This window comes from Micromonospora sp. NPDC005305 (genome assembly GCF_040607315.1).
Classification (GTDB): domain Bacteria; phylum Actinomycetota; class Actinomycetes; order Mycobacteriales; family Micromonosporaceae; genus Micromonospora.
On sequence record NZ_JBEXGL010000003.1, the window covers coordinates 61,246 to 83,628 of the forward strand.

General features: G+C 67.4%; 19 protein-coding genes and 1 pseudogene. 15 read left to right on the top strand and 5 right to left on the bottom strand.

The window, feature by feature from the left end; translation table 11 throughout:
- Window positions 1-43: 43 nt before the first annotated feature.
- Both ABZS80_RS06300 and ABZS80_RS06305 read right to left on the bottom strand, forming a co-directional pair.
- The gene (locus ABZS80_RS06300; RefSeq protein WP_355054729.1) at window positions 44-2,119 is read right to left on the bottom strand and encodes a tyrosine-type recombinase/integrase; all 2,076 of its coding nucleotides are present in this window, start codon (window positions 2,117-2,119) and stop codon (window positions 44-46) included.
- A complete protein-coding gene (locus tag ABZS80_RS06305; RefSeq protein ID WP_355054730.1) occupies window positions 2,116-3,249 on the bottom strand; it encodes a tyrosine-type recombinase/integrase in 1,134 nt (377 codons plus the stop codon). The genes ABZS80_RS06300 and ABZS80_RS06305 overlap by 4 nt, the downstream gene beginning before the upstream one ends.
- Before the next feature lie 370 nt (window positions 3,250-3,619).
- On the opposite strand from ABZS80_RS06305, the gene ABZS80_RS06310 reads away from it, so the two are divergent.
- The 5 genes and pseudogenes from ABZS80_RS06310 (at window position 3,620) to ABZS80_RS06330 (ending at window position 6,715) form a co-directional block, all read left to right on the top strand.
- Window positions 3,620-4,009 carry a hypothetical protein gene (locus ABZS80_RS06310; protein WP_355054731.1) on the top strand — a complete coding sequence of 130 codons (390 nt, stop codon included), beginning with the start codon at window positions 3,620-3,622 and terminating at the stop codon, window positions 4,007-4,009.
- A 192-nt stretch (window positions 4,010-4,201) separates the two neighbouring features.
- Window positions 4,202-5,239, top strand: a pseudogene (locus ABZS80_RS06315) (IS1380 family transposase); the annotation flags it as partial.
- A gap of 159 nt (window positions 5,240-5,398) precedes the next feature.
- Window positions 5,399-5,983, top strand: a complete 585-nt coding sequence (locus tag ABZS80_RS06320) for a helix-turn-helix transcriptional regulator (RefSeq protein ID WP_355054732.1) — start codon at window positions 5,399-5,401, stop codon at window positions 5,981-5,983.
- 24 nt (window positions 5,984-6,007) lie between these two features.
- Entirely contained in the window at window positions 6,008-6,529 is a 522-nt protein-coding gene (locus ABZS80_RS06325) for a hypothetical protein (protein WP_355054733.1), read from the top strand.
- Window positions 6,530-6,562: 33 nt separating this feature from the next.
- A complete protein-coding gene (locus ABZS80_RS06330; RefSeq protein ID WP_355054734.1) occupies window positions 6,563-6,715 on the top strand; it encodes a hypothetical protein in 153 nt (50 codons plus the stop codon).
- Between the two features lie 120 nt (window positions 6,716-6,835).
- Here the strand turns inward: ABZS80_RS06330 and ABZS80_RS06335 are convergent, their stop codons facing one another.
- The gene (locus ABZS80_RS06335; protein WP_355054735.1) at window positions 6,836-8,248 is read right to left on the bottom strand and encodes an alkaline phosphatase PhoX; all 1,413 of its coding nucleotides are present in this window, start codon (window positions 8,246-8,248) and stop codon (window positions 6,836-6,838) included.
- Window positions 8,249-8,693: 445 nt separating this feature from the next.
- On the opposite strand from ABZS80_RS06335, the gene ABZS80_RS06340 reads away from it, so the two are divergent.
- From ABZS80_RS06340 to ABZS80_RS06385, 10 genes are all read left to right on the top strand, one after another.
- Window positions 8,694-11,795, top strand: coding sequence for a LamG-like jellyroll fold domain-containing protein (locus tag ABZS80_RS06340; protein ID WP_355054736.1), 3,102 nt, complete (start codon window positions 8,694-8,696; stop codon window positions 11,793-11,795).
- 123 nt (window positions 11,796-11,918) lie between these two features.
- Window positions 11,919-13,256, top strand: a complete 1,338-nt coding sequence (locus ABZS80_RS06345) for an extracellular solute-binding protein (protein WP_355054737.1) — start codon at window positions 11,919-11,921, stop codon at window positions 13,254-13,256.
- A gap of 61 nt (window positions 13,257-13,317) precedes the next feature.
- On the top strand, window positions 13,318-14,190 hold the full coding sequence (locus tag ABZS80_RS06350) for a sugar ABC transporter permease (protein WP_355054738.1): 873 nt from the start codon (window positions 13,318-13,320) through the stop codon (window positions 14,188-14,190).
- Window positions 14,191-14,249: 59 nt separating this feature from the next.
- The gene (locus ABZS80_RS06355; protein WP_355054739.1) at window positions 14,250-15,035 is read left to right on the top strand and encodes a carbohydrate ABC transporter permease; all 786 of its coding nucleotides are present in this window, start codon (window positions 14,250-14,252) and stop codon (window positions 15,033-15,035) included.
- Window positions 15,036-15,038: 3 nt separating this feature from the next.
- Entirely contained in the window at window positions 15,039-15,770 is a 732-nt protein-coding gene (locus ABZS80_RS06360) for a GntR family transcriptional regulator (protein ID WP_355054740.1), read from the top strand.
- Complete coding sequence (locus ABZS80_RS06365; protein WP_355054741.1) at window positions 15,767-16,675, top strand: ROK family protein; 909 nt, start codon at window positions 15,767-15,769, stop codon at window positions 16,673-16,675. The genes ABZS80_RS06360 and ABZS80_RS06365 overlap by 4 nt, the downstream gene beginning before the upstream one ends.
- Window positions 16,672-17,370, top strand: a complete 699-nt coding sequence (locus ABZS80_RS06370; protein ID WP_355054742.1) for an N-acetylmannosamine-6-phosphate 2-epimerase — start codon at window positions 16,672-16,674, stop codon at window positions 17,368-17,370. The genes ABZS80_RS06365 and ABZS80_RS06370 overlap by 4 nt, the downstream gene beginning before the upstream one ends.
- Before the next feature lie 168 nt (window positions 17,371-17,538).
- Entirely contained in the window at window positions 17,539-18,078 is a 540-nt protein-coding gene (locus ABZS80_RS06375; RefSeq protein WP_355054743.1) for a helix-turn-helix domain-containing protein, read from the top strand.
- Window positions 18,079-18,142: 64 nt separating this feature from the next.
- Window positions 18,143-18,316 carry a hypothetical protein gene (locus tag ABZS80_RS06380; RefSeq protein WP_355054744.1) on the top strand — a complete coding sequence of 58 codons (174 nt, stop codon included), beginning with the start codon at window positions 18,143-18,145 and terminating at the stop codon, window positions 18,314-18,316.
- 2 nt (window positions 18,317-18,318) lie between these two features.
- Window positions 18,319-18,606 carry a transposase gene (locus ABZS80_RS06385; RefSeq protein ID WP_355055063.1) on the top strand — a complete coding sequence of 96 codons (288 nt, stop codon included), beginning with the start codon at window positions 18,319-18,321 and terminating at the stop codon, window positions 18,604-18,606.
- A gap of 7 nt (window positions 18,607-18,613) precedes the next feature.
- On the opposite strand, the gene ABZS80_RS06390 is transcribed toward ABZS80_RS06385, so the two are convergent.
- A complete protein-coding gene (locus tag ABZS80_RS06390) occupies window positions 18,614-20,239 on the bottom strand; it encodes a hypothetical protein (protein ID WP_355054745.1) in 1,626 nt (541 codons plus the stop codon).
- 69 nt (window positions 20,240-20,308) lie between these two features.
- On the bottom strand, window positions 20,309-21,850 hold the full coding sequence (locus ABZS80_RS06395) for a hypothetical protein (protein ID WP_355054746.1): 1,542 nt from the start codon (window positions 21,848-21,850) through the stop codon (window positions 20,309-20,311).
- Window positions 21,851-22,383 lie beyond the last annotated feature (533 nt).

Genomic DNA, 22,383 nt, shown 5'->3' on the forward strand with positions numbered 1-22,383 from the left:
GGTCGATTCCTCCTGGTTGGGCTGGTAGGGACGGGAAGCTCGCTCACGGGCGAGACGTGTTGAGTTCCTGCAGCAGGCTGCGGATGCGGTCCGCGATGCAGCGGTGTCGTTCGATCTCTCGGGCCCAGCCACGTTCGGTGGCGTCGGCGATGAGTTGCTCTTCGGTGTGCAGCCGGTCTTCTAGCCGGGGGATGTACTGAGGTGTGGTGACGAACTTAGGGCAGCTCAGGTAGAGGTCACATTCGCACGGCCCTTCCTGAGGCAGGCGCAGGCAGCGTCCGAGTTCAAGTTCGGTCTTGTAGAAGTTGGTCTGGAGCCAGTCGAGTGCGGTCTGGTCGAGTTGGCCGCGGCGCAGAGTGTCCGCCAGTGGGCCGGCGATAGCCGCTCCAGGCTGCAGGACGGCCTGGTAGTCGGCCAGCACGACCGGGTCGGAGATCTGCGAGTAGGTCATGGACATGCCCGCGCTGAGGTGCCCGAGGATCTTCATGATCGTCTGGGTGCGGGCGCCTTTCTCGGCTAGTTGGGTGCCCAGCGTGTGCCGGAACCGGTGGGCGTGGATGGCGGGCTTGCCTTCGGCGTTGAGGATGCCGAGTTCGTCGCAGATGCGTCCGAGCGGCACCGCGAACAGGTATTCGACATCGGCGAGCCGACCGTTGTTGAGAAACAGGTAGCGCACAGTCATGCCGGTGTCTCTGTCGTGGATGCCGCGGTCCTGGTGTCCGGCGCGCAGTTCATGGAGACGGCGGATCGCTTCGGCAGCTTCGGGGTGGATCGGCACGGTGCGTTCTTTGAGCGATTTGCCGGCGGCGAGCCGCAGCCGCGGGGTGCCGTCGGGGTAGGTGTCGAGGCAGTCGAGGTGCAGCCGGCGGATCTCTCCGCGGCGTGCGCCGCTCCACCGGGCGACCAGCAGCGCACACCGTTGCAGCGGGCACTCGACGGCGCGGATCGCGGTCATCAGCGGTTCAAGTTGGTGGGCCGGGATCAACCGTGGGACGCGCTGGACCGCCCGTGGAACGTCCATTCGGGTCAGTACCGGGCGAGCGGGCATGTCGGTCCACTCGGCGTGGGCTCCGTAGCGGAAGAACACGGTGACTTCGGAGACAATGCTGCGGCGGTAGACGTCGCTGAGCGGCTGCTCGGGGTGCTTGACTTTGCGCTGCCCGCCCAGCCACGTCATGAAGTCCAGCAGGTCGGCGCGAGTCAGTTCGGCCAGGTTCTCCACAGCCGGGCGTTGCTGGGCCAGCCAGATGCCCAAGCGTCGCATCGCGGCCCGGGTCGAGCTCATGGAGTCGGGCCGCACGATGAGAGCTCGTTCGACCAGGTAGCGGTCCATCACCGCGGCGATTCGCGGCTCCGGGCTCAGCGGCGGCAATGGTTTACGGTCCAGGCGTTGTGGCAGCCGGTCGGTGATCCCGGCGTGGAACAGCGCGATCCCGGTGCGGAACACATTGGTGCCCCACGCGTTCTTGATCGTCGTGAGGTGCCGTGGGCTGAGGACCTCGTCGATGCCGGGGACCTGGTCAAGGGTGCGGATCGTCGCCCTCAATTCCTCGACATCGTCGGCGGTGACCGCGTGCAGGTCCGGGTCGCCGCGGTGCAGCACCAATCGCATCACGGTCCTGGACACCCGGAACGTGCTGCTGTCGGGGTTGTGTCCCAGCGCGGTCACCTGCTCGCGTAGCTGGTCGACCTGGGCGGTCAGTGGCAGGCCGAGCTGGTCGGCGATCGACCACGGTTTGATCACACCGATGCCGAGCAGCCAGCCCCAGTCCAGCCGCAGTCGGCCGGTAAGGGCCAGGTAGATCAGGTAGTCGCGGGCGTTGTAGTTGATCCAGCCGGCGGTGACGTCAAAGTCAACCCCGGGGCCGCGACGCCGGGTCTGGGTGTCCTTGTTGCGCCACCCGAGCCGCTGCCGCAGCGGCTGGTCGAACCAGCTATCAAGCTCGGGGAACTGGCGCAGGAAGCGGACATGTCGGCGATGTAGCCGGATCTTGCGATCCTGGCTGTAGATGCCGCTGTGCTCGACGAACGACTCGTACTCCTCGGCCGGACAATGGCGTGGACCACCGACCAGGCGCGGTGGCGGTGACGCCGGTAGGCGCAGAACGGCTCCGCTCACGGTGCGGTGTCCCCGATCGCGGCCCGGTAGTCCTTGACCACATCGGGATCACTGACCCGGGTGTAGATCTTGGTCGAGTCGGGGCTGGCGTGCCCGAGCCGGGTCATCAGGGTCAGATCCCGCATTCCGCCCTCGAACATGCGGGTCGCGTGCGTGTGGCGCAGCGCATGCGGTGTCAGCCAGGCGTCGCGGACGCCAGCACGCCGGGCGGCCCGGGCGAACATGCGCACCAGACCGTCGTAGCTCAACGGCTCCAATCGTCGTCGGCCGCGACCGCCGACGAGGAACACATAGCCGGTGTCTGCGTCAGCGGGGCGTTCGTGCATGACGTAATCGCTGACGGCCGGCAAGGCCCGGCTTTCCAGCAGGTCGACGGTCCGGTCCCGGCGGGATTTCTGCCGCACCCCCGCCGGGTGATCGGTCCGGTGGCGGACCACGATTCGCCGACGTCCGTAGGAGATGTCGTCCAGCCGCAGGCCGAGGACCTCTCCTGGCCGCAGGCCGCCTTCCCACATCATCTCCAGCAACGCGCGGTCCCGCCGGTTGCGCAGCACGCCCAGCAAGGCGACATAGGTGTCGTCGGACATCGGTCGTGGCAGCGACTCCACCGTCTTGATTCGCAAGGCCCGACGCACCGGCCGCTGCGGACGCGACGTCACCAACGGCGTGCGAGGACGGCCCGGAACCCGAGCCGCTGCCTGGTCGGAGATAGTCACGATCGGATTATCGGCACCGCCGTACCGTTCGACGCTGATCAGGTACTCGAAGAACGACGACACCGCAGCCAGCACACGGTTGCAGGTCTTGGCCGCCAACAACCGGCCGTTCCCGGCGGTCAACCCGAGATCCAGCCGTTGGGCCTTACGGCCCGACGAACGGGTCCGCAACCACTCGATGAAACTCACCGCCAGCGCAGGCTTGAACTCCTCGACCGTCAAGCCGCGCTCGTGCAGAAACTGGAACAGCTTCTGCAAGTCATGCGCATAGGCACGGACCGTATTCGGCGAATAGTCACGCACCGTCAACAAGCGGAGGAACCCGGCCACTTCGGCAATGGGCACGCCAGCGTCGTCGACCAACTCCACACCCGGCTGCCCGACCGGGGCATCAACAACCTTCGTCACACGCACGCTGGACAACGTAGGGGTTCACCGAGCCGTCCACAGAATCAGTGGCACCTCAACTGTCCAGATAAGAAGGTCGCCACCATCAGAGGCGGGGGAGAGGATGCGGACACTTCCCACACCCTGCGCCCGTGACGGCAAGGGACCGGGCCACCAGTACGGGCTGCCAGACGTCATCGAGCCCCACGGCAACCGCCACGACCTTCTGCCGACCCCACGGGCGAGCGACACCGGCACGCCCGGCCGCCACGCCGGTAACGGATTCCGGCCGCCACTGTCACAGGTGCTTCTGCCCACTCCGCGGGCCACCGATGGACAGAAAGGCTGCCCCGGACAACGGGGATCCCACGGCGACCTCACCCTGCCATCTGCCGCCGTGCGGCTTCCGACACCACGGGCCTCCGACGCCCGTGGCCCTGGCCGCCACGGCCACGGCGGCCCGGACCTGCGTACCACCCTCGCCGAGCTCACCACCGGCAACCTCGGAACGCTCGACGAGACCACATGGGGGATCTACGCCCCCGCTATCGCTCGCTGGGAACTGCTGACCGGGCGGCCCGTTCCGGCGCCCACCCAACCCGGCCGCTACGGCAAGACGGTTCTTGCGCCCCCGTTCGTGGAGTGGCTCATGGGGCTACCCGCGCACTGGGTCACGGACCCCTCGCTCGGCCTTCCCCGCACCGCCGCGCTTCGCGTCCTCGGCAACGGTGTTGTCCCCGCCCAGGCAGCGGCAGCGCTTCGCCTCCTGCTGTGCCCCTACCACTGACCCCTGCCATACCGCCGGCGGCTCTTCGCGGGCAGGCCAGCTCGGCTGCCCGCGAAGAGCCACCTCTCGTTCTTTGAGGCCTGCCCCCTGCCACTGCAACACAGCGGAGAAGCTCTGATGCCGTCCACCCCGAGCCGATCTCGACATCGGCTACCCCCACCGGCACCCCCGCCCGCCCACCGAACCGGTCACGAGGTCGCGTGGGCCCAGCACGCCGAGGTCCGCGGCGACCTGCCGCAGCCGATGGTGGCCGGCCAGCCGGTCGATGGCCTGGTCCTGGACATCGACGCGACCATCGTGATCTGTCATTCCGAGAAGGAGTCAGCGACCCGCACCTGGAAGAAGACGTTCGGGTTCCATCCGCTGCTGTGCTTTCTGGACAACACCGGCGAAGCTTTGGCTGGGTTGCTGCGTGAAGGCCGGGCCCGTTCCAACACCACCACCGACCACATCACCGTCTTCGACCAGGCCTTGGCCCAGATCCCCGACGTTCATCGGCATGGCACCCCGATCCTGCTGCGTTCGGACTCGGCCGGTTCCAGCCACGGCTTCCTCGCCCACATCCGATCCTTGCGCGAGCAGCACCTCGACACCCGATTCAGTGTCGGCGCCGCGATCACCGAACCGGTCCGGGAAGCGATCCGGGCCGCGACCGGCTGGATCCCCGCCATCGACACCGGCGGCGATCTGCGTGACCATGCCGAGGTCTGCGAGATCACCGGCCTGTTCGACGCCGCCGGCTGGCCGGACGGCACGAGGTTCCTCGTCCATCGGGAACGCCCGCATCCCGGTGCCCAGCTGCCGCTGTGCGACACCATCGAAGGCTGGCGGCATCAGGTCGTTGCCACCGACACCCCGGCCGGCAACGGCAGCATCCAATTCCTGGAGGCCCGGCACCGGGCCCACGCCCGCGTCGAGAACCGCATCCGCTGCGGCAAGAACACCGGCTTCGGCCGGTTCCCGTCCCGGGCGTTCGCGATCAACCAGGCCTGGCTGCAACTCGCCCTGACCGGCATCGACCTGCTCGCCTGGACCCAAACCCTGCTCCTGGACGGCGGGCTGGCCACCGCCGAACCCAAGAGACTGCGCTACCGGCTGCTGCACGTCGCCGCCCGGATCACCCGCACCGCCCGCCAGACCCGCCTCGCCATCGCGGCCAACTGGCCCTGGACCGACGCCCTGACCAGCGCGTTCAGCAACCTCGCCGCACTACCTCGGCCCACCGGCTAACCCCGCAGCTCACGCACCAACCAGCAACACGGAGGAACCCGGCCGAGCGCCGGACCCTCAACATGCCTACAACAGTGACAAGCACGCGAATCGAATTCATCGAACAATAACTATGGACTGGCGGCCAAGCGAAAGACCGAGGTTAGGCGTGAGCGTTCTTTGGGCGGTGCCGGCGGGCAGCCGCTGGACGGCCGGGTCGAGGAAGCGAGCCACGTCGCCGCCAAACTCTGGGAGCAGGCCGACCGGCTGAACCTGCGAGGCTGCCAGGCGATCGCCGCCCGCTGCGACAGCCTCATCCATGCCCGTCGCGGCGACCTCAAACGAGCATTGGACAGCCTGCACCAGTCGCTGCACCTAATGGACGGACTGGACATGCCGCTCGAACGGGCCCGGACACTGCTCGCGCTCGGCATCGCGCGCCGCCGAACCCGCCAGAAGGCGTCCGCCCGCGAGTCGCTGAACCAGGCACTGGACATCTTCTCGACGGCTGGGGCGTCCGTCTGGGCCGAGCGCGTCGAGAATGAGCTCGTTCGAGCAGCAGGCGCCCGTGGCGGCGGCCTCACCAGCGGCGAACGCGCCGTCGCCGAACGTGCAGCTGCGGGAGCGACGAACCAAGAGATCGCCGCTCAGCTGTTCCTGAGCCCGAAGACGGTCGAGGCTGTGCTCACCCGGGTCTACCGCGAGCTCGGCGTCCGTTCCCGCACCGAGTTGGCCCGACAGTTGGGACACGTGCGCGCGGAATGACAAGGGGTTTCCCCGATTCCGGTCATGGCTGCAGCGCCTATGTTTCAAGAAATCGTCACGAAACAGTGGCGCTTCGAGGAGGGGATGACGATGAGACTCCAACGCTCTGTCCGCCGCTGGCTCTCCGTGGCGGCGCTCGCCGCCACCATCCCCGTCGCGTTGTCCCAGCCCGCGCTCGCCGGCCCGAACGCGGCCCCGCGCATCTGGACGTTCGAGAAGTGCGAGGTCGGAGTCGGCGTGTGGCAAGGAACAGCGAAGGGCCCAAACGGCATTCCTGAACCGCTCGAGACTCGACTCATAAGTCTTCGGGCGACCGACGACGTGCTGCATGTCGAGTTCAACTGGCGGGTGGGAAACACGTATCTGGCGGAGCTGAGCGGCACGCTCAACACGTCGACCGGCGCCGTGGTCATGAACGGCCGCGTCGCCGAAGGATCGTACGAGGGCAGTCGGGTGCACGAGGAGGGCCAGCTGACGGATGGATCCAGCTCCTGCTTCTCAGGGACCATCCGCGTGCTGCCAGCTGACTCCTGGCGCATGGACTGACGACAGAGCGCAAGCCACCGCGTTGAGCGAGTTTTGGCACGGTACACGCGTGCCGCCGACGGCTGGGCCGGCCATCCGGACAACGCCGTCTGGTTCTGCGCGGAGCACGTCGGGCTCGGCAGGGACCGCGAGTCGATGCACTGGCAGGCGGCGCTGGCCGAGATCAGGGCGCTAGCCGGCCGGTAGGTCGGCTGTTCCGGACTTCCCGGCGGCTCCTTCCGGAGCGGGATCCGTGTCCCGCTCCGAAAGGACGGTGCCGGTCGGACGCGACGGCTCGCGCCGAGCCGTGCGGCGGGCCGAGCCCGATCACAGGTCCCCGCTGGCGGAGCGACTCCAGGGGCCACTGATGGCAAAGACGTAGCCGGGTGAGTGGATGTTGGCGAACAGGATGCGCCCGTCGTCGCTGAAGGTGGGCCCGGTGAACTCGCTGCCGTTGACGTCGTTGCGTGCCAGAGGATACGCGTCGTTGCCCTTCGCGGTCACTCCGATGAGATGGTTGATGCCCGCGCCGTCCTCGGCCACGATGAGACCGCCGTACGGTGAGATGGCGATGTTGTCGGGGCCGTCGTAGTCGGTGTCCTGCGTCGGGTCCGGGTTCACTCCGAAGATGGTCCTGAGGGTCACCGTCTCGGTGGCCGGGTCGTAGAACCAGACCTGCCCATCGTGCTCGACGACGCTGCCGTCGGTGGTTCGGGCGAAGCTGGCGATGAAGTACGCCCCGCCGTCACCCCAGTAGGCGCCCTCCAGCTTCCGGCTCCGCGTCACCTGGTCGTTGGCGAACTGCCTGCGTACGGAGATGTTCGCCGCGTCGCGGTCGGGAACGTCCACCCACCGCACCTTGTACGTCGTGCCCGGCCTGGTGGCAAGGCAGAGATCGTGGACGTGTGTGGTGCCCTTGTAGCAGGTCATCGCCTGCAGTCGTCCGGCGGTGTCGCCGCCCTCGCCGAGGGCCAGGCCGCGCAGCGCGCCCTTCCCGCCATGGAAGGACCCCGGGGGCGTCCAGCGGTAGAACAGCCCGTGCGGGTTGTTCGCGTCCTCGGTCAGGTAGATCGCCGAGGTGTCCCGGTCGACCGCCACGGCCTCGTGCGGATAGCGCCCGAGGAATTTCAGTGGGACCGGATCGACGTTCGCGCTCCGATCGAAGGGGTCGACCTCGAAGACGTACCCGTGGTTGCGCTGGAACGTACCCCCGGCCCGCTGCTCGGACTCCTCGCAGGTCAGCCACGTCTGCCACGGGGTACGGCCACCGGCGCAGTTGTTGTGCGTGCCGGCCAGGCTGACGTACTCGCTGACGCGTTTGCCGGTGGAGTCGGCCACGATGTTCGTGGTGCCGCCCCGGGCTCCCGGGTCGAAGGTCAGCCCCGGCTGGGGTGGTACGCCGAACGACTCGCTCCCGTCGATCTCGTGGTTGTTGACCAGGACGAACCCGCCGCCGTGACTGAAGCAGGCGGTGCCGTCGGCGTCACCCGGGGTCGGCTCACCGGTCTCCAACGTCGTCACCCCCGCCTGGGCGACCAGTTGGTAGGAGAACCCGGCGGGAAGTGACAGCAGGCCGTTCGGATCCGGGATGAGCGGGCCGTAACCGGCTGAGCGGCGGGTGACCTGGGCGGCGGCGCGGGAAGCGGCGATCGCGTCCACGCTGCCGGCGACGGCGATACCCAGACCGGCGATCGCGCCACCGCGCAGCAGGTCACGGCGGGAGGTCTTCGGAGACGTCATGGAGGGGCTCCCAGTGGTAGGGACCAATCTGACGCCAGTAGACCCCTGCCTGCAGGGGAGTGTCAACAGGTTCGGCGGGTCGACCGGGAAGTCGGGCCGAGGAATCGGCCGGTGGCGGGCGCATCGACTCCCGACGTGGTGGCCGCCCGGGGGCTGTCCCGACGTACGCCTACGTAGCAGGAGCTGGACTTTCGCCAGCTGCGTGCCCGGGCGGTCCGTCGCCGTCGGGCCGACGTCGCATCCCCATCGACCGTGAAAGTCGCTCCGGTCGATCCAAACCGACTGTTGACACCCCCTTGTGGACGCGGTCTACTGGCGGGCAATTGGTTCCTACCAAACGCCGATGCGGGTCGCGGGTGCGATGGGCTCGGGTGCGCCGTGTCCGTGCTCCACCACGCGACGCCACAGAGACGGTAGGAGACGGGACGCAGACCCGGAGGTTGCGATGTCGCAGGTACCACGGTTGCACCGGCTGAGGAGACGAGCGGCCTCAGCGCTCGTCGTCGTACTGGCAGCGGCTGCGCTACCCCCCTCGCCCGCCGGCGCGACCAGCCGGCCGGTATCCGACGACGTCGTCGACCAGGTCGCGATCTTCGGTAACGAGCGCAGCGAAGCCTTCACGCGACTCTTCGCCGAGATGCACGTCGAGAGCGACCGCTTCCCGGTCGCCGCGCTCGCCACCACCGACCTCGACCGGTACGGCGCCGTCGTCGTGACGTCGGAGACGTACCCGGCCACGACGCAGTTGTCGGATGCCGCCGTCGACCGAGTCGACACCTTCGTCAGCGGCGGCAGGACCGCGTACGTGGAGTACGCGACCGGCGCCGGCGATTTGCTGCCGGCAACCGGGGCGGCGGCGAACGGCGCGCAATTCGAGCGCATCGTCGCGGCTGGCGACGATCCGGCGACCAAGGCCCTCGCGCCGCTCACCGTCCTGGAGGAGCACCTGTCGCACTACCTCCCGGTGCAGCTTCCGTCCGGGGCGAGCACACCGCTGGTGTACGCCAAGGTCGCCGGCGTCTACGACGCCGTGTTCGGGCTCCCGGAGCGGACGGCTCCGGCGCTGTCCCGGATCCCGCGCGGCGACGGCTCGCTGGTGTACGCGAGCACCGCGTTGTCCAACTTCGACCGAGGCAACTACGGTCTCCGCGCCGAGTGGCGACAGCTGGTGCACGACCTGCTCGTGTCGGTGCTGCCGCCGGCCTCCCAGCAGGCGGTACGCGCGAACGAGATCCCCCTCGAAGCGTGGACCTCGCCGCGCGAATGGGTGGATCCCGCGGACCCCGCGAAACTCGTCGTCCGGTCGGCGCCGGGCAGGACGGTCACGGCGACGCTCGACGGCAGGCAACTGCCGATGCGCGAGACCGCACCGGGGCGGTACGAGTCGACGGCGGCCCAGCTCCGTAAGGGCGACCACCGCTACCGGATCACGGCCGGCGAGGATTCGTGGGCGCGCACCACGTCCGTGTCCCTGGAGGCGCTGCCCCGCCGCGAGAAGTACCGTCGCATGGTCGACCGCACCATGCAGTGGTACGACAGGGCCGGCATGCTCTACTACCGCGACGGCGGCGAGGGCGGCGTCGCCGAGGGCCTGGTGTCGGAGCTCCAGACCGACGGGACCCACCGCTTCCGGGAACGGACCCGCGGCGACAGCTTCGTGCAGAGCGCGTACGCCTTCCAGCTCTACGGCGCGTTGACCGGTGAGAAGCGCTACGGGCGTACCGCGAACAACCTCATGGACCTCGTCCTCGACCGGATGCTGCTTCGCGAGAACAACTACCTGTACGGCTCGTGGTCGACGCGGGGCTACGACACCAAGGAACACGGCGACCTCGGCTGGCTCTACCCCGACGACCAGGGCTGGCTGAGCCTGATGTCGCTCGCGTGGTTCGCCCAGAACGACAAGACGTCGACCCTCCAGGACGGCCTGCGGGGCGTTGAGGCCCTCGTCCGCACGGCGAACGCGGACACCGGCCTGTACGCGATCAAGCGGCCCGGTTACAAGGACCTGCTCGCCCGTGGATGGCAGGGCACCGCGGCGATCCCGGACCAGGACGGCATCGCCCTGGACCCGCACTGGCAGAGCCAACCGCAGGCCGCCATGCTGTACGCGTACGCCCTGACCGGCGACGACCGGTACCTGACCGCGGCCACCAAGGGGCTCGACCGGATGATCGCCGAGTATCCAGCGGTCGGCATCGAGACCAGCAGGACGGCGGCCTCCGCGCGGTACCTTCTCCCGCTCGCGGCCGCCTACCGGTACACGAAGGAGCCGCGGTACAAGGCGACGATGCTCGAGATCGCCGACTACCTGCGCGAGCACCAGGACCCCGAGACCGGGGCGATCCCCGAGCTGGACGGGCGCAACCCGACGAGCAACGACGCCTACGGCACGGGCGAGAACAGCATCTTCCAGGAGAACGGCGACCCGGTCACCGACCAGCTCTACAGCCTCGGGCTGCTGTCGATGAACCTCCAGCTCGCCTACGAGGCGACGAAGGATCCGACGTTCCGGGGAATCCAGGAGAAGCTGCTGGACTATCTCGCCCGGATCCAGATCGAGAGCTCGCAGGATTCGCTCGACGGCACCTGGATGCGCGCGTTCGACTACAAGAACTGGGAGTACTACGGCAGCAGCGCTGACCGCGGCTGGGGCCCCTACTCGGTGCAGGTCGGCTGGACCAACGCCCCCATCGCGATCGGTGCCCTGCTCTACCTGACCGACAAGCGCTTCTTCCCCGCCGAGGGGACCGACCGCACGGACGTGGCCGACTCCGTGTCCGCCGAGTTCGACCAGATCGAGAACGGCTCGGGGACGCCGCCCTCAGCACCTGAACGGGCCGTCGAAGCCCCGGCACCCTGGCACTCCGACCTCGTCGGCGCGTGGGACTTCGAGGAGCCGACCGGCTACCGGGCGGGCGACAGTTCAGGCCGGAACAACCACGGCGTCCTCATCGGCGCGACCCGGTCGGCGGGCAAGTCGGGCCGTGGGATCACCCTCGACGGCGTCGACGACTACGTCAACCTGACCAACCAGACGGGCAAGGACCTGGACGGCGCCCCGGGCGTGACGGTCGCCGCCTGGGTGAAACTCGACGTGACCAAGCCCGGCTGGCAGCGGCTGTTCGTCAGCCGGATCACCAACCGGCGGGGCGGTATCGACGTCAGCGTCGACAACAGCGGTGCGACTCCCCGGATCGCGGTCGGCGCCCGTACCGACTACCCCGGTGAGGCACTCTCCCAGGTGTTCGGCGCCTGGTCGATCCAGCCGGGCCGGTGGCATCACGTCGCCGTGACGATCGACTTCGCCGGCAACGACATCCGCGCGTACGTCGACGGCTACGCCCTCGCCCAGACGAGCGCCACGGGGACGGCCTTCGACTCCACCGAGTACCACTGGGGAGACCCCGCGGTCGCCGACACCCTCGGCCGCACCCCCAACGGGAACGAGTACCTCGCCGCCCACCTCGACTCGATGCGGCTGCTGCGGGGCGCGCTCTCCTGGCCGGACGTCCAGCGGCTGATGAAGGACACCGCGGGCAAGTGATCTCACTGGGGGAGTCCCGTCGCCGGCGTCGGGGACGGGACTCCGACCAGGGTGGCAACACCTCGATTCACATCCTTCCGTACTGAGGCACGTCGCGATGCGTTCGAAACAGAGGAGTTCCTGATGGGCAGATACACGAGGGCGACCGCCGCCCTCCTCCTGGCGGGCTCGGTGGCCCTGACCGGGTGCGCGCCGAGCACCGGCGGTGGCGCCGGCGGTGGTGAGGGCAGTGGCAAGGGAACAGTCAAGATGGTCCTCTGGCCCGGCCCGGAGGGCGAGGCGATGGCGAAGGTGGTGGAGAAGTACAACGCTGGCCTGGGCAGGACCGAGGGCACCAAGGTCGAGATGACCCTGCTCTCGCGGCAGGACACCTTCTCCAAGGAGGCCACGCTGATGGCCGCCAAGTCCAGCGACCAGGACATCTACTTCGTGGCCAGCTACAACGTGGGCCAGTACGCCGCCTCGCTCGATCCGCTGACCGACATCGCCACCGAGAACTACTTCCCCGTCGCCGTGGACGGCCTGAAGTACCAGGGCAAGCAGTACGCGCTGCCGCTGGACGTCAGCAACCACTTCCTGCTGTACCGCAAGGACCTCGTCGACGCCCTGCTGCGGGACCCGGCCCAGCGGCAGGCGTACGAGGCGGTCGCTGCGAAGGTGCTCGGCGCGAAGCGGGCGCCGAAGCCCGCGGACCAGTGGGACTGGGACGACTACAAGGTAATGGCGGCGTACTTCTCGAAGAAGACGAACGCCGCGTCGCCCACCCGGCACGGGACGATCCTGCCGGCCAAGAATCTGCTCTACAACACGATGATCTGGGACGACGTGCTCTGGGGCATGGGCGGCAGCTGGACCAACTCGGCCGGCGACGCCAACCTGGCCACCCCTGAGGCGGAGAAGGCGGTCAAGCTGTACGCGGACATCTACACCAGCGGGTGGACGTCGCCGGACAGCGCACAGGCCGAGTTCCCGGAGACCCAGGCGGCGCTGAAGTCGGGGAACGCGGCGTTCGCGGTGCAGTGGTCGGCCGGGTTCGCCGAACTCAACGACAAGACCAAGTCGCCGGACGTGGCGGGCAAGATCGCGATCGCGCCGGTACCGGGCCAGAAGACCCACGTGCACGCCCTGGCGGTCGCGTTGAACAAGTATTCGCAGAACAAGGCGGCCGCCAAGAAGTTCCTCAGCTACCTCGCCGCACCGGACACGATGGCCACCTACGCGGAGGCCGGCGGGATTCCCGCCATGCCCGCCGTGCTCGAGCAGAAGGCCGCCGTCAATCCCGCCTTCACCTCGATCGCCGAGTCGATCGACAAGTACGGCTACACGGCCCCGGTGTTCCCCAACACCTTCCAGGCCTACAGCAAACTGGCCGAGGAACTGAGCGCCGCGTGGGTCGGGGAGAAGGACGCCGCATCGGCCCTGAAGGCCGCGAACGCGAACCTTCAGGAACTGTTGAAGTGAGTCACGGGCCTTTCTGTCCGGCGCGTGACGCCGGACAGAAAGGCCCCCGAGGAAGGGCGACATGTCCGCAGGTAGCTCGCGGCGAGCGAAGTGGGTGCTGACCTCCCCACTCATTCTCTTCTCGCTGGTGTTCGTGGTCTTTCCGGTCTACCAGGGCGTCCAGGCCAGCTTCTACGAGCTGGACCTGCAGGCGCCGTCCACGCCTTTCGCGGGGCTGCAGAACTACTGGGACCTGTTCGCCTCGGCGGGTTTCGCCCAGGCGGCCCGGTTCACGGTGGGGTTCGCCGTCACCGTCACCCTGCTGGAGGTGCTGCTCGGGCTGGGGTTGGCCCTCCTGATGAACCGGACGTTCCCCGGAAAGAAGGCCCTGTTCACGGCGCTCCTGGTGCCGATCATGATCGCCCCGGCGCTGCTCGGCGTCACGTTCCGGCTCCTGCTCAACGGCGACATCGGCCTGATACCCGCGATCCTCGACCATTTCGGCGCTCAGGTGTCGCTGTTCGCGCCGGATTCGGTGATCCCACTCCTCGTGGTGCTGGACGTCGTGCAGTGGACGCCGTTCGTGTTCCTCATCATCTACGCCGGCCTGCAGTCCTTCCCGAACGAGGTGCTGGAGGCCGCCCAGGTCGACGGCGCAGGTCCGCTGCGTACCCTCACCAGGATCGTCCTTCCGATCCTCACGCCGGTCCTCGCGGTCGCCGTCTTCCTGCGGTTCGTCGACGCCATCCGTACCTTCGACGTGATCTACGTCCTGACCGCCGGTGGGCCCGGCACCAAGACCACCACGATGAGCATCTTCATCTACAAGACCGCCTTCGAGTCCGGCCAGTTCGGGTTGGCGGCGGCAGCGTCCACGATTCTCATGCTGGCGCTTCTGCCACTGGTGCCCTTCATGGTCAATCGCGTCTCGCGAGAAACGGGGAATCGATCGTGACGACGAACGGAGTCCGCCGCGTGCCGGCGAGGAAGAAGTCCTGGCCGATCAGCCTCGTCGTGGCGGTGATCGCCCTGGCGGTCAACATCCCCTGGATGAACGCCCTCCTGGTCAGCTTCAAGACCGACGGTGACATCGGCCGCGGCGCACTGTCGCTGGACTTCACTCCGACGCTGACGCACTACTCCAACACGCTGGGGGCCAACGGCTACGACTTCCCCCAGTTCTTCCTCAATTCCACCCTGATCGCACTCGGCGCCGTGGCGCTGGTGCTGATCATCGCGGTGCCGGCCACCTATGCCGCGGTTCGGCTCGGTTTCGGTGGCCGACTGATCCTGAACGCGTCCAGTGGCCTGCGATTGCTTCCCGCGATCTTCTTCACCGTCCCGTATTTTCTCCTCATGTCGAACCTGACGTTGATCGACACGGTGCCGACGCTGATCCTGGCCAACACATTTCTCAACCTGCCGCTCGGCATCATCCTGCTCAGCGCGGGCTTCCGGGACATCCCGGTCGAGGTGGAGGAGTCGGCCTGGGTCGATGGGGCCAGTACCTACCGCACCCTGCGGTCGGTGGTGCTACCCATGATCGCGCCGACCCTGGTCGCGGTCGCCGTGCTGGTGTTCGTGTTCTCCTGGAACGACTACCTCTTCGCCCTGGTCCTGTCCTCGTCCAACGCGACGCCGGTGACCCTTGGCGCCGCGAACTTCGTGACCAGCACCGGGATCCGCTGGGGTGACATCTCCGCGGCAACGGTGCTCTCCACGCTGCCGCCCGTACTGTTCGCCGTGTTCGCCCAGCGGTACCTGGTCAGCGGGTTGGCCTCGGGCGCGGTCAAGGGGTAGTCGATGAGTACGTCCGAGCGCTCGCCCCGGCGACGCCCAGCTCCGAAGTACGAAATCGTGGCCAACTCCTTGGAGCGCCGCGTCCGCGCGATGCAACCCCACGAGGGGCTGCGCACCGAACGCCGACTCATGGAGGAGTACGGCGTGAGCCGGGTGACCGTACGCCAGGCCATCCAGCTGCTGATCCGAAAGGGGCTCGTCTACAAGGTCCAGGGCTCCGGCACCTACGTCGCCGATCCGGCATTCGTGACCAAGTCGCTGCGACTGACCGGCTTCTCCGAGGACATGCGCCAACGAGGCATGGAGCCGGCGAGCACGGTCCTGAGCTATGGCACGGTGCCCGCATCCACCGAGACGGCCGCCGCCCTCGACGTCGCGCCCGAAACGCCCCTGGTCAGCGTCAGCCGCCTACGCCTGGCCGACGGGATGCCCATGGCGATCGAGAACGTCTTCGTCCTCGCCGACCTGATCGACCCGGACGAGCTGGACGCCTCCGGGTCGCTCTACGAACAGCTCAAGCTCGTCGACATCAACGTCTCGCGTGCGACGCAGACGATCAGAGCCGTCAACCTGGACCCGTACCAGGCCAAGCTCCTGGACCAGGCCGTCGGCGCAGCCGCCCTGCTCGTGGCGCGGGTGACCTTCTCCGACCGCGGGCAGCAGGTCGAGTACGCCGAGACCATCTACCGCGGTGACCGGTACAACTTCGACATCGTCGTGCGGAGGGACCTGTGACCTTCCTGGCCGCAGACATCGGCGGTACCAAGATCGCGGCCGCGCTGCTGGCTTCCGACGGCACCATCATCGGGCACGTCCGTACGGCCGCCACGCCCTCCACCGGCGCCCGCGCCGTGCTGGACACGGTGGTGTCGTTGCTGACGGCGACAGCCGACGACAACGTCGAGGCGGCGGGCATCTCGGCTGCCGGCGTCATCGACGCCGCGACGGGGACCGTCCTCGGCGCCACCTCCAGCATCTCCGGCTGGCCAGGCACCCCGATCGCCGAACATCTCACCAGTGCACTCGGTCACCCGGTGCACGTGCTCGGCGACGGGCACGCGTTCGCGCTCGGGGAAGCCGTCTACGGCGTCGCCCGGGACGCGGACAGCGTGCTGGTCCTCGCGGTCGGCACCGGGGTGGGCGGCTCGTACGTGACTTCCCGGATGCCACTGCTCGGCGGCCACTGCGCAGCCGGGCACTTCGGCCACCTCGCCGTGCCGCAGGCCGTTGGTATTCCCTGTTACTGCGGCAGGACCGGACATCTGGAGGCCATCGCCAGCGGGCCGGGCATCCTCCGGTGGTACCGGGAGCACGGCGGACACGCCGGCGTGGAGAGCGCACGGGACCTCTTCGCCCGCGTCGACGTCGATCCGATCGCCGCGGAGGCGATCCGCCTCGGCGCCGCCGCGGTGGGTGCCGCCGCGGGCGGCCTGACGAACGCCTTCGACCCCGATCTGGTCGTGGTTACCGGCGGCGTGTCCCAGGGCGGACGCCACTGGGAGAGCGCACTGCGCGACGCCTACTCGGCGACGCTCATCCCCGCGCTCGAACAGACCCCGCTGGTCATCTCTGAACCGACAGCGTGGCTGGCCCTCAGGGGCGCCGCCCACTACTCTCAGCGTCGAGAGGCGGCTGCGTGAGCCAGGAAATCCTCGCGTCCCTGCACGGCGGTCTCATCGTCTCGTGCCAGGCCTATCCGGGCGAGCCGCTCCGCGAGCCCCACATCATGACCGCGATGGCGCAGGCTGCGGTCCTCGGTGGTGCGATCGCGATCCGCGCGCAGGGTCTTCAGGACATCGCCCTGATGCGAAGGACGCTGGACGTGCCGATCGTCGGCCTCGTGAAGGTCGGGACCGACGGCGTCTTCATCACGCCGACAGTCGCCGACTGCGTCGCCGTCGCGCAAGCCGGCGCCGACATCGTGGCCTTCGACGGCACCACCCGACGAAGGCCCGGCGGTGAGAGCCTCGCCGACTGTGTCGACGCGATCCAGGACCAGGGCGCTCTCGCCATGGCCGACTGTGGCTCCGAGGGCGACGCCGTCGCCAGTACCGCCGCTGGAGTCGACTGCGTCGCCACCACACTCGCCGGCTACACCGGGGAGCGCCCACCGACCGACGGGCCGGACTTCGAGCTCCTCGCGAACCTGGTCAGGCAGTCCGACGTGCCCGTCCTCGCCGAAGGGCGGGTGCGAACGCCCGAGGACGCCGTGCGGTGTCTCGAGATGGGTGCGCACGCAGTCGTCGTCGGCAGCTCCATCACCCATCCCACCACCATCACGGCCAGATACGCCAAAGCGATCAGCCCTCGGGTGCCGGACCTGACCACCAGGTGAAGTGGCATGGCGAGCACACACCCCGGTGTTTTTCGCCGATCCGCGTAGCCATTGGCAACGCGGCACCAGCGAGAACACCAACGGGCTGCGGCGGCAGTACTACCCAATAGCAGGCTCTCTCTCATCGTTCACGGTGGGAGGTGGTGGCCGGTGGGTAGACGCCCGGAGGTGTTCGTCCGGCAGGTGTCGATGGCCGAGGGTCAGCGGTTGCAGCGGGTCACTCGGACGGCGAAGGATCCGGTGAAGCTGCGCCGGGCGATCGTGGTGCTGATGTCCGCCCAGGGGCAGCCGGCACCGGACATCGCCCACCTGTTGAAGGTGACGGAGGACTACGTGCGGGACGTGATCCACGCGTTTAACGAGCGGGGGTTCGACGCGTTGGACCCAGAATGGAGCGGGGGCGCACCGAGACGGATCGATAAGCAGACCCGGGACTGGATCTGTGTCATCGCCCGGTGCGACCCCCGTTTCCTCGGCAAACCGTTCTCCTGCTGGTCCCTTGCCAAGCTGCGCGACTACCTGATTGAGGCTGGCTACGTCGCGGCGATCAGCGTCGAGACGATTCGGCGGATCCTGCACGAGCGTGGCGTGTCGTGGCAGGCCACGAAGACGTGGAAGGCCAGCACCGACCCCGACTTCACCGCAAAGATGCGCCGGATCCTGGACCTCTACGACCACCCGCCCGCGGACGGGGGCGATCTACGTTGACGAGTTCGGGCCGCTGAACCTGCAACCCCGACCCGGCCGGGCCTGGCGCCCGCAGGGTCAGCCGGTGCGGCTGCGTGCCACCTACACCCGTGACCAGGGGGTGCGGCACATGATCGCCGCCCTCGACCTGGCCACCGGGCGCCTGCATTACCGCATCCGCGACCGTAAACGCTGGCGCGAGTTCCTGGCCTTCCTCAAGACCTGCGCCGCCGCTGGCCCGACCAGCGCCTCTACCTGATCCTGGACAACTCCCCGCACAAGCACCCCGAGGTCCGCGCGTGGTGCGCCGCCAACCAGGTGGAACTGGAGTTCCTGCCGACCTACGGGTCCTGGCTGAACTGGATCGAAGCCGAGTTCGCCGCACTGCGCTACTTCGCCCTCAACGGCACCGACCACCGCACCCACGCCGAACAGGACGCGGCCATTGGCGACTACATCCGCTGGCCCAACCAACGAGCCCGACCGAAAACCGCACTCGCTACCGACTCCAAGATCCGCCACCCGGATTACCCGTTCAAGGCTGCATGACGGGGCACTAGCACTGGGTCTGAACCTCATTTTCGGCGTAGAGGCCGCCGCCCTGCTGGCCGGAAAGTGAGTTTCCGTTAAACACCAGGCCGTACCACCGGTCCTGGAAGACCTCCAGCGTCATCAGCGGCGGCATCCAGTCGACGTCGGCCGCCTGCGACAGGCGCAGGATCTCCTGCCCCTGGTAGAACGACTTGTCGACCACCGCCATCAGCTTGCCGCCGGCCTTGAAAAAGTGCATGGACGCCGTCTTCTCGCCGTCGTTCTCCGACCACTCGACCTTGCCGTTGGCGTCTATGATGGTGACGATGTGGCGATTGTTGTCGTTGCAGTCGTACGTCCAGCGGCCCGTCAGCGTGGCCGGGTCCAGACTCGGCTGGCCGGCGCTGGGAACCACCCACAGTCGAGCGTGCTCGGCCGCATTTACCTTGTCGCCGAGCGCGTGGAACGCCTCCGAGTAGTAGGCGTTGGTCTGGTCCTCCTTCATGATCGGGAGTACCAGATCCTTCTGCCAGCCGAAGGCCGGCTTCACGTACGCACCGCTGAAGCACTCCCGCACCATGCCGGTGAAGTCGTACTTGCGGACGTCGAATTCGCGTTGCGTGCCCTCGCCGGTCGCCCGCGCGGAGCACATGTCGTTCTTAAGGAGCTGATCCATAACATTGGCGATTTCGACGTAACTGGCCGCGCTGAGCTTGCCGGAATACTTTGGGCCGCCAGCCACCAGGTCCGAAACCACGTTCATGAGCGCCGTTACGGTAGCCTGGAAGGTGCCCAGGCCGTAGGCCTCACGGTCAAATTCGGCCGACAGGCTCATGATCTGCTTGGGCTTGACCTGGACCAGGAACGTGCGCTCCTCATAGGGCAGGAGCATGTTCCCCGTGGTCCGTTCCAGCTGCTTGAAGTGGCGCGCCTTCGTCGGAACGGAGGTGGCGCTGTTGCCACTGGTGCTGTCGGCGTCACGGACCACGGCGGAAACCCGGAGCGGATAGCGCATCGGATTCACGATCTTCACCACGTGCTTGCCGCTGGTCATGCCGGCACACCACAGCAGACTGTCCTGGGGCAACATGGCCATGTCGAGGCCGGCCTTCGCCTGGGCTTCGTTCTCGCACTTCGGCGCCGGCGCGTCGGTCTTCAGGTCGCCCTGCATGGCGGCAGCCAGCTCCCGCACGAACAGCTCGCGGATGGCCGGCACGTCCGGCTCCAGCAGCTGCCACCGGGCGTACAGGTGCGAGGTCTGCACCTGAACGGTTTTGCGGTCGGCCGACAGGTCGGCCTGGACAAGCTTCCACGGGCCCTTGTCGTTGTCGGCCACGGCCACCAGTACCGTCTTGCCGGTTGCCATCGCCTCTTTCAGGCCAATGGACACGGCAGCGGACGGCGAGACGTCGGCAGCGGGGCTGAACTTGAGCGCCGACGCCAGCGGCTTGACGCCCTGCAGCCTGGCCGTCACCCTGTCGGTCGCCTTGACCGTCAGCTTCTCCGGCACATTGCCCGTTACGCTGACATCGGCGCCGACCGACTGGTTGGACACCTGGTGCAGCTTCGGCTTGTTGTCGTCCGAAGAGCATCCCGTAGACGGCAAGGCCAGCGCCACAACGCTGGCGGCCAGGCGAACAGTTCGTCGCATTCTGTAGCCTCTTTTCGCTTTCTTCGAGGAACGGCGGATTACCCGTTCAAGGCTGCATGACGAGGCGCCCTAGCAGGAGGCGCCAGCATCTCGCCAAGCCTGTGATTGCGGACGATAGAACAGGTCGTATAGACCCTCTGCCGCCAGTTCGACAGCATCCGGACCCTGCTTCACGACATGAACGACAAACCCGATGCGGTCGATGCCGTTCACCTGGGACACGACCTTGCCGTAGAGCTCACCGTTGCCCGTGCGAGACAGCCGCAGCCGCCAGAGCGCCTCGCCATCCACCCAGTCGGCGGTGCCATTGGTGCGGATAGTCAGGAACCGAGGCGTGGCAACCAGTGGGCAGTTGAACTCCCACTGACCGACAAAGCCTCGCAGGTCCAGGCTCTCCTCCCGGCGCAGCGTGATCTGGTATTTCGCACGACCATTCATGATGTCGAACACGGCGTTGAACGAACTGCGCAGGAACTCCAGCAGCGGACCGAAGGTCATCAGCGGCACGAGTAGGTAACTCTTCCAGCCGAAAGCTTCCTTGATCCACTCATCCTTGAAGCACGCCCCGATCAGCTTGCCGGCATTGAAGTCTTTCGGGTTCGCCGCCGCCAGGCAGTCAGGGATCATGAGTAGCTCATTCACCTTGGCCGCAATTTCGGTGTACCGGCTTACGGTCAGACCCTTTTCCATAGCACTGGCCTTGCCACGACTGGCGATATTCAGGAGCAGCGTAGCGGTGGTTTCGAGCTGCGCAAAGGTAAACGCCCAACCTGAAAACTCCGCATGCAATTTGCCGCTGTGCCCCGGCTTCAGATCCACCGGGAAAACGATCTCCTCGAACGGGAAGATGATCGTCTGCTCCCCGGACCCGATTCGAGCCAGCTGCTGGAATTCCAGCACAAAGCCCTTGCGAATCGGATCGCCCAGGCCCGACCGGTCCAGCTGCAGCGGGTAGCGCATCCGGTTGACTACCTTCAGCACCCGCTTGCCATCCTGCATGCCGAAGCACCACATCAGGGCGATCTTGCCCTCGGACGAGATAGAGAAGCCTTCGTCGGCCTTCTTCTTGTCCTGGCACTCGGGCTCATTCGCCTGGGTGGTCAGGTTGCCGCTCAGGCCACCGTAGAAGTCGTCATTAATCGCCTTCACGAGTGCCTGCAGATCCACGACGAGCGGAACCCACCACGACAGGTGCGGGGTCTCCACAAAGGCCGACTTGCGGTCGGGAGATAGCTGGCTTTCCGTCAGCGTCCACGGCCCGGTCGGACTCTCCGCCGTCGCCATCACCACCATCGAGCCGGCGGGTAGCGCCTGGTGCAGCTTGAACTCCAGCTTCACTGGAGCCTTCAATGGTCCGTCCGGAGTGAGGTGCTGTACCGGCGCGAGCGGCCTGGTCAGTGGCATCTGCGGTGACTTGGCCGAAGTGTCTGGCGCGGCTTTCATGTCGCGGTGGACCTGGGGGCCCGTCACGAACACGTGCTCGCCAATCTGCCGGGGCTGTGTCACGTTGGTGTACTCAGCCGGTTTGGGGTCGTGCTTGCTCGAGCAGCCGGTCACCCCGATGACAATCGCCATCAGTCCGGCCGCAGTGGCCCTTGCGGCGCGTCGCATTATCGCCTCCTTTCAGTTGTTTGAAGCGGGACGGTCCCGAGCGAGAGGCTCTGCGACGCCGGCAGGAAAGGTATATCTGCCAGTTATTCTTACATATAGTAAATCTGATGTTATGGCGGCAAAGAACTTGCATTTCCTCCCTCTTGTCCGCACGGCGCCACTCGCGGTACCAAATATGACCCCGGTCTACACCGACAACCAGGGTCGCAGCCCCGGCGTCGATTTTCCCGGACTCCAAGCTTGTCACGTCGAGCGCTACACCGGTGATATGGGCATACTGGGTGAGGCCGACTGAAGGGCAAGGTTCTCACTGGTGTTTTCGAAATCTGCGGCCGGAAAGTAATTTGTCTGGATGGCTGGCGCGGTTTTTAAGTCGGGCGGCAACGGTTCCTTACTCGTCGAACTGAGCAACGATCAGCGTCTCGCCCACGGCAGCCTCGGCGGGTCGCCGCCGATCCGCGGCCGAGCGCGGAGACCGTCCCGCCTGGGTCGAGCACCCAGGCGGCCGGTGCCCGTGACCGACGGTCTCCGAC

Excerpts from the sequence above, each read along its gene's own strand:
- ABZS80_RS06325 (WP_355054733.1), top strand. The coding sequence starts at position 6,008 with ATGGCTGCAGCGCCTATGTTTCAAGAAATCGTCACGAAACAGTGGCGC.
- ABZS80_RS06335 (WP_355054735.1), bottom strand. The coding sequence starts at position 8,248 with ATGACGTCTCCGAAGACCTCCCGCCGTGACCTGCTGCGCGGTGGCGCG.
- ABZS80_RS06340 (WP_355054736.1), top strand. The coding sequence starts at position 8,694 with ATGTCGCAGGTACCACGGTTGCACCGGCTGAGGAGACGAGCGGCCTCA.
- ABZS80_RS06345 (WP_355054737.1), top strand. The coding sequence starts at position 11,919 with ATGGGCAGATACACGAGGGCGACCGCCGCCCTCCTCCTGGCGGGCTCG.
- ABZS80_RS06350 (WP_355054738.1), top strand. The coding sequence starts at position 13,318 with ATGTCCGCAGGTAGCTCGCGGCGAGCGAAGTGGGTGCTGACCTCCCCA.
- ABZS80_RS06360 (WP_355054740.1), top strand. The coding sequence starts at position 15,039 with ATGAGTACGTCCGAGCGCTCGCCCCGGCGACGCCCAGCTCCGAAGTAC.
- ABZS80_RS06390 (WP_355054745.1), bottom strand. The coding sequence starts at position 20,239 with ATGCGACGAACTGTTCGCCTGGCCGCCAGCGTTGTGGCGCTGGCCTTG.
- ABZS80_RS06395 (WP_355054746.1), bottom strand. The coding sequence starts at position 21,850 with ATGCGACGCGCCGCAAGGGCCACTGCGGCCGGACTGATGGCGATTGTC.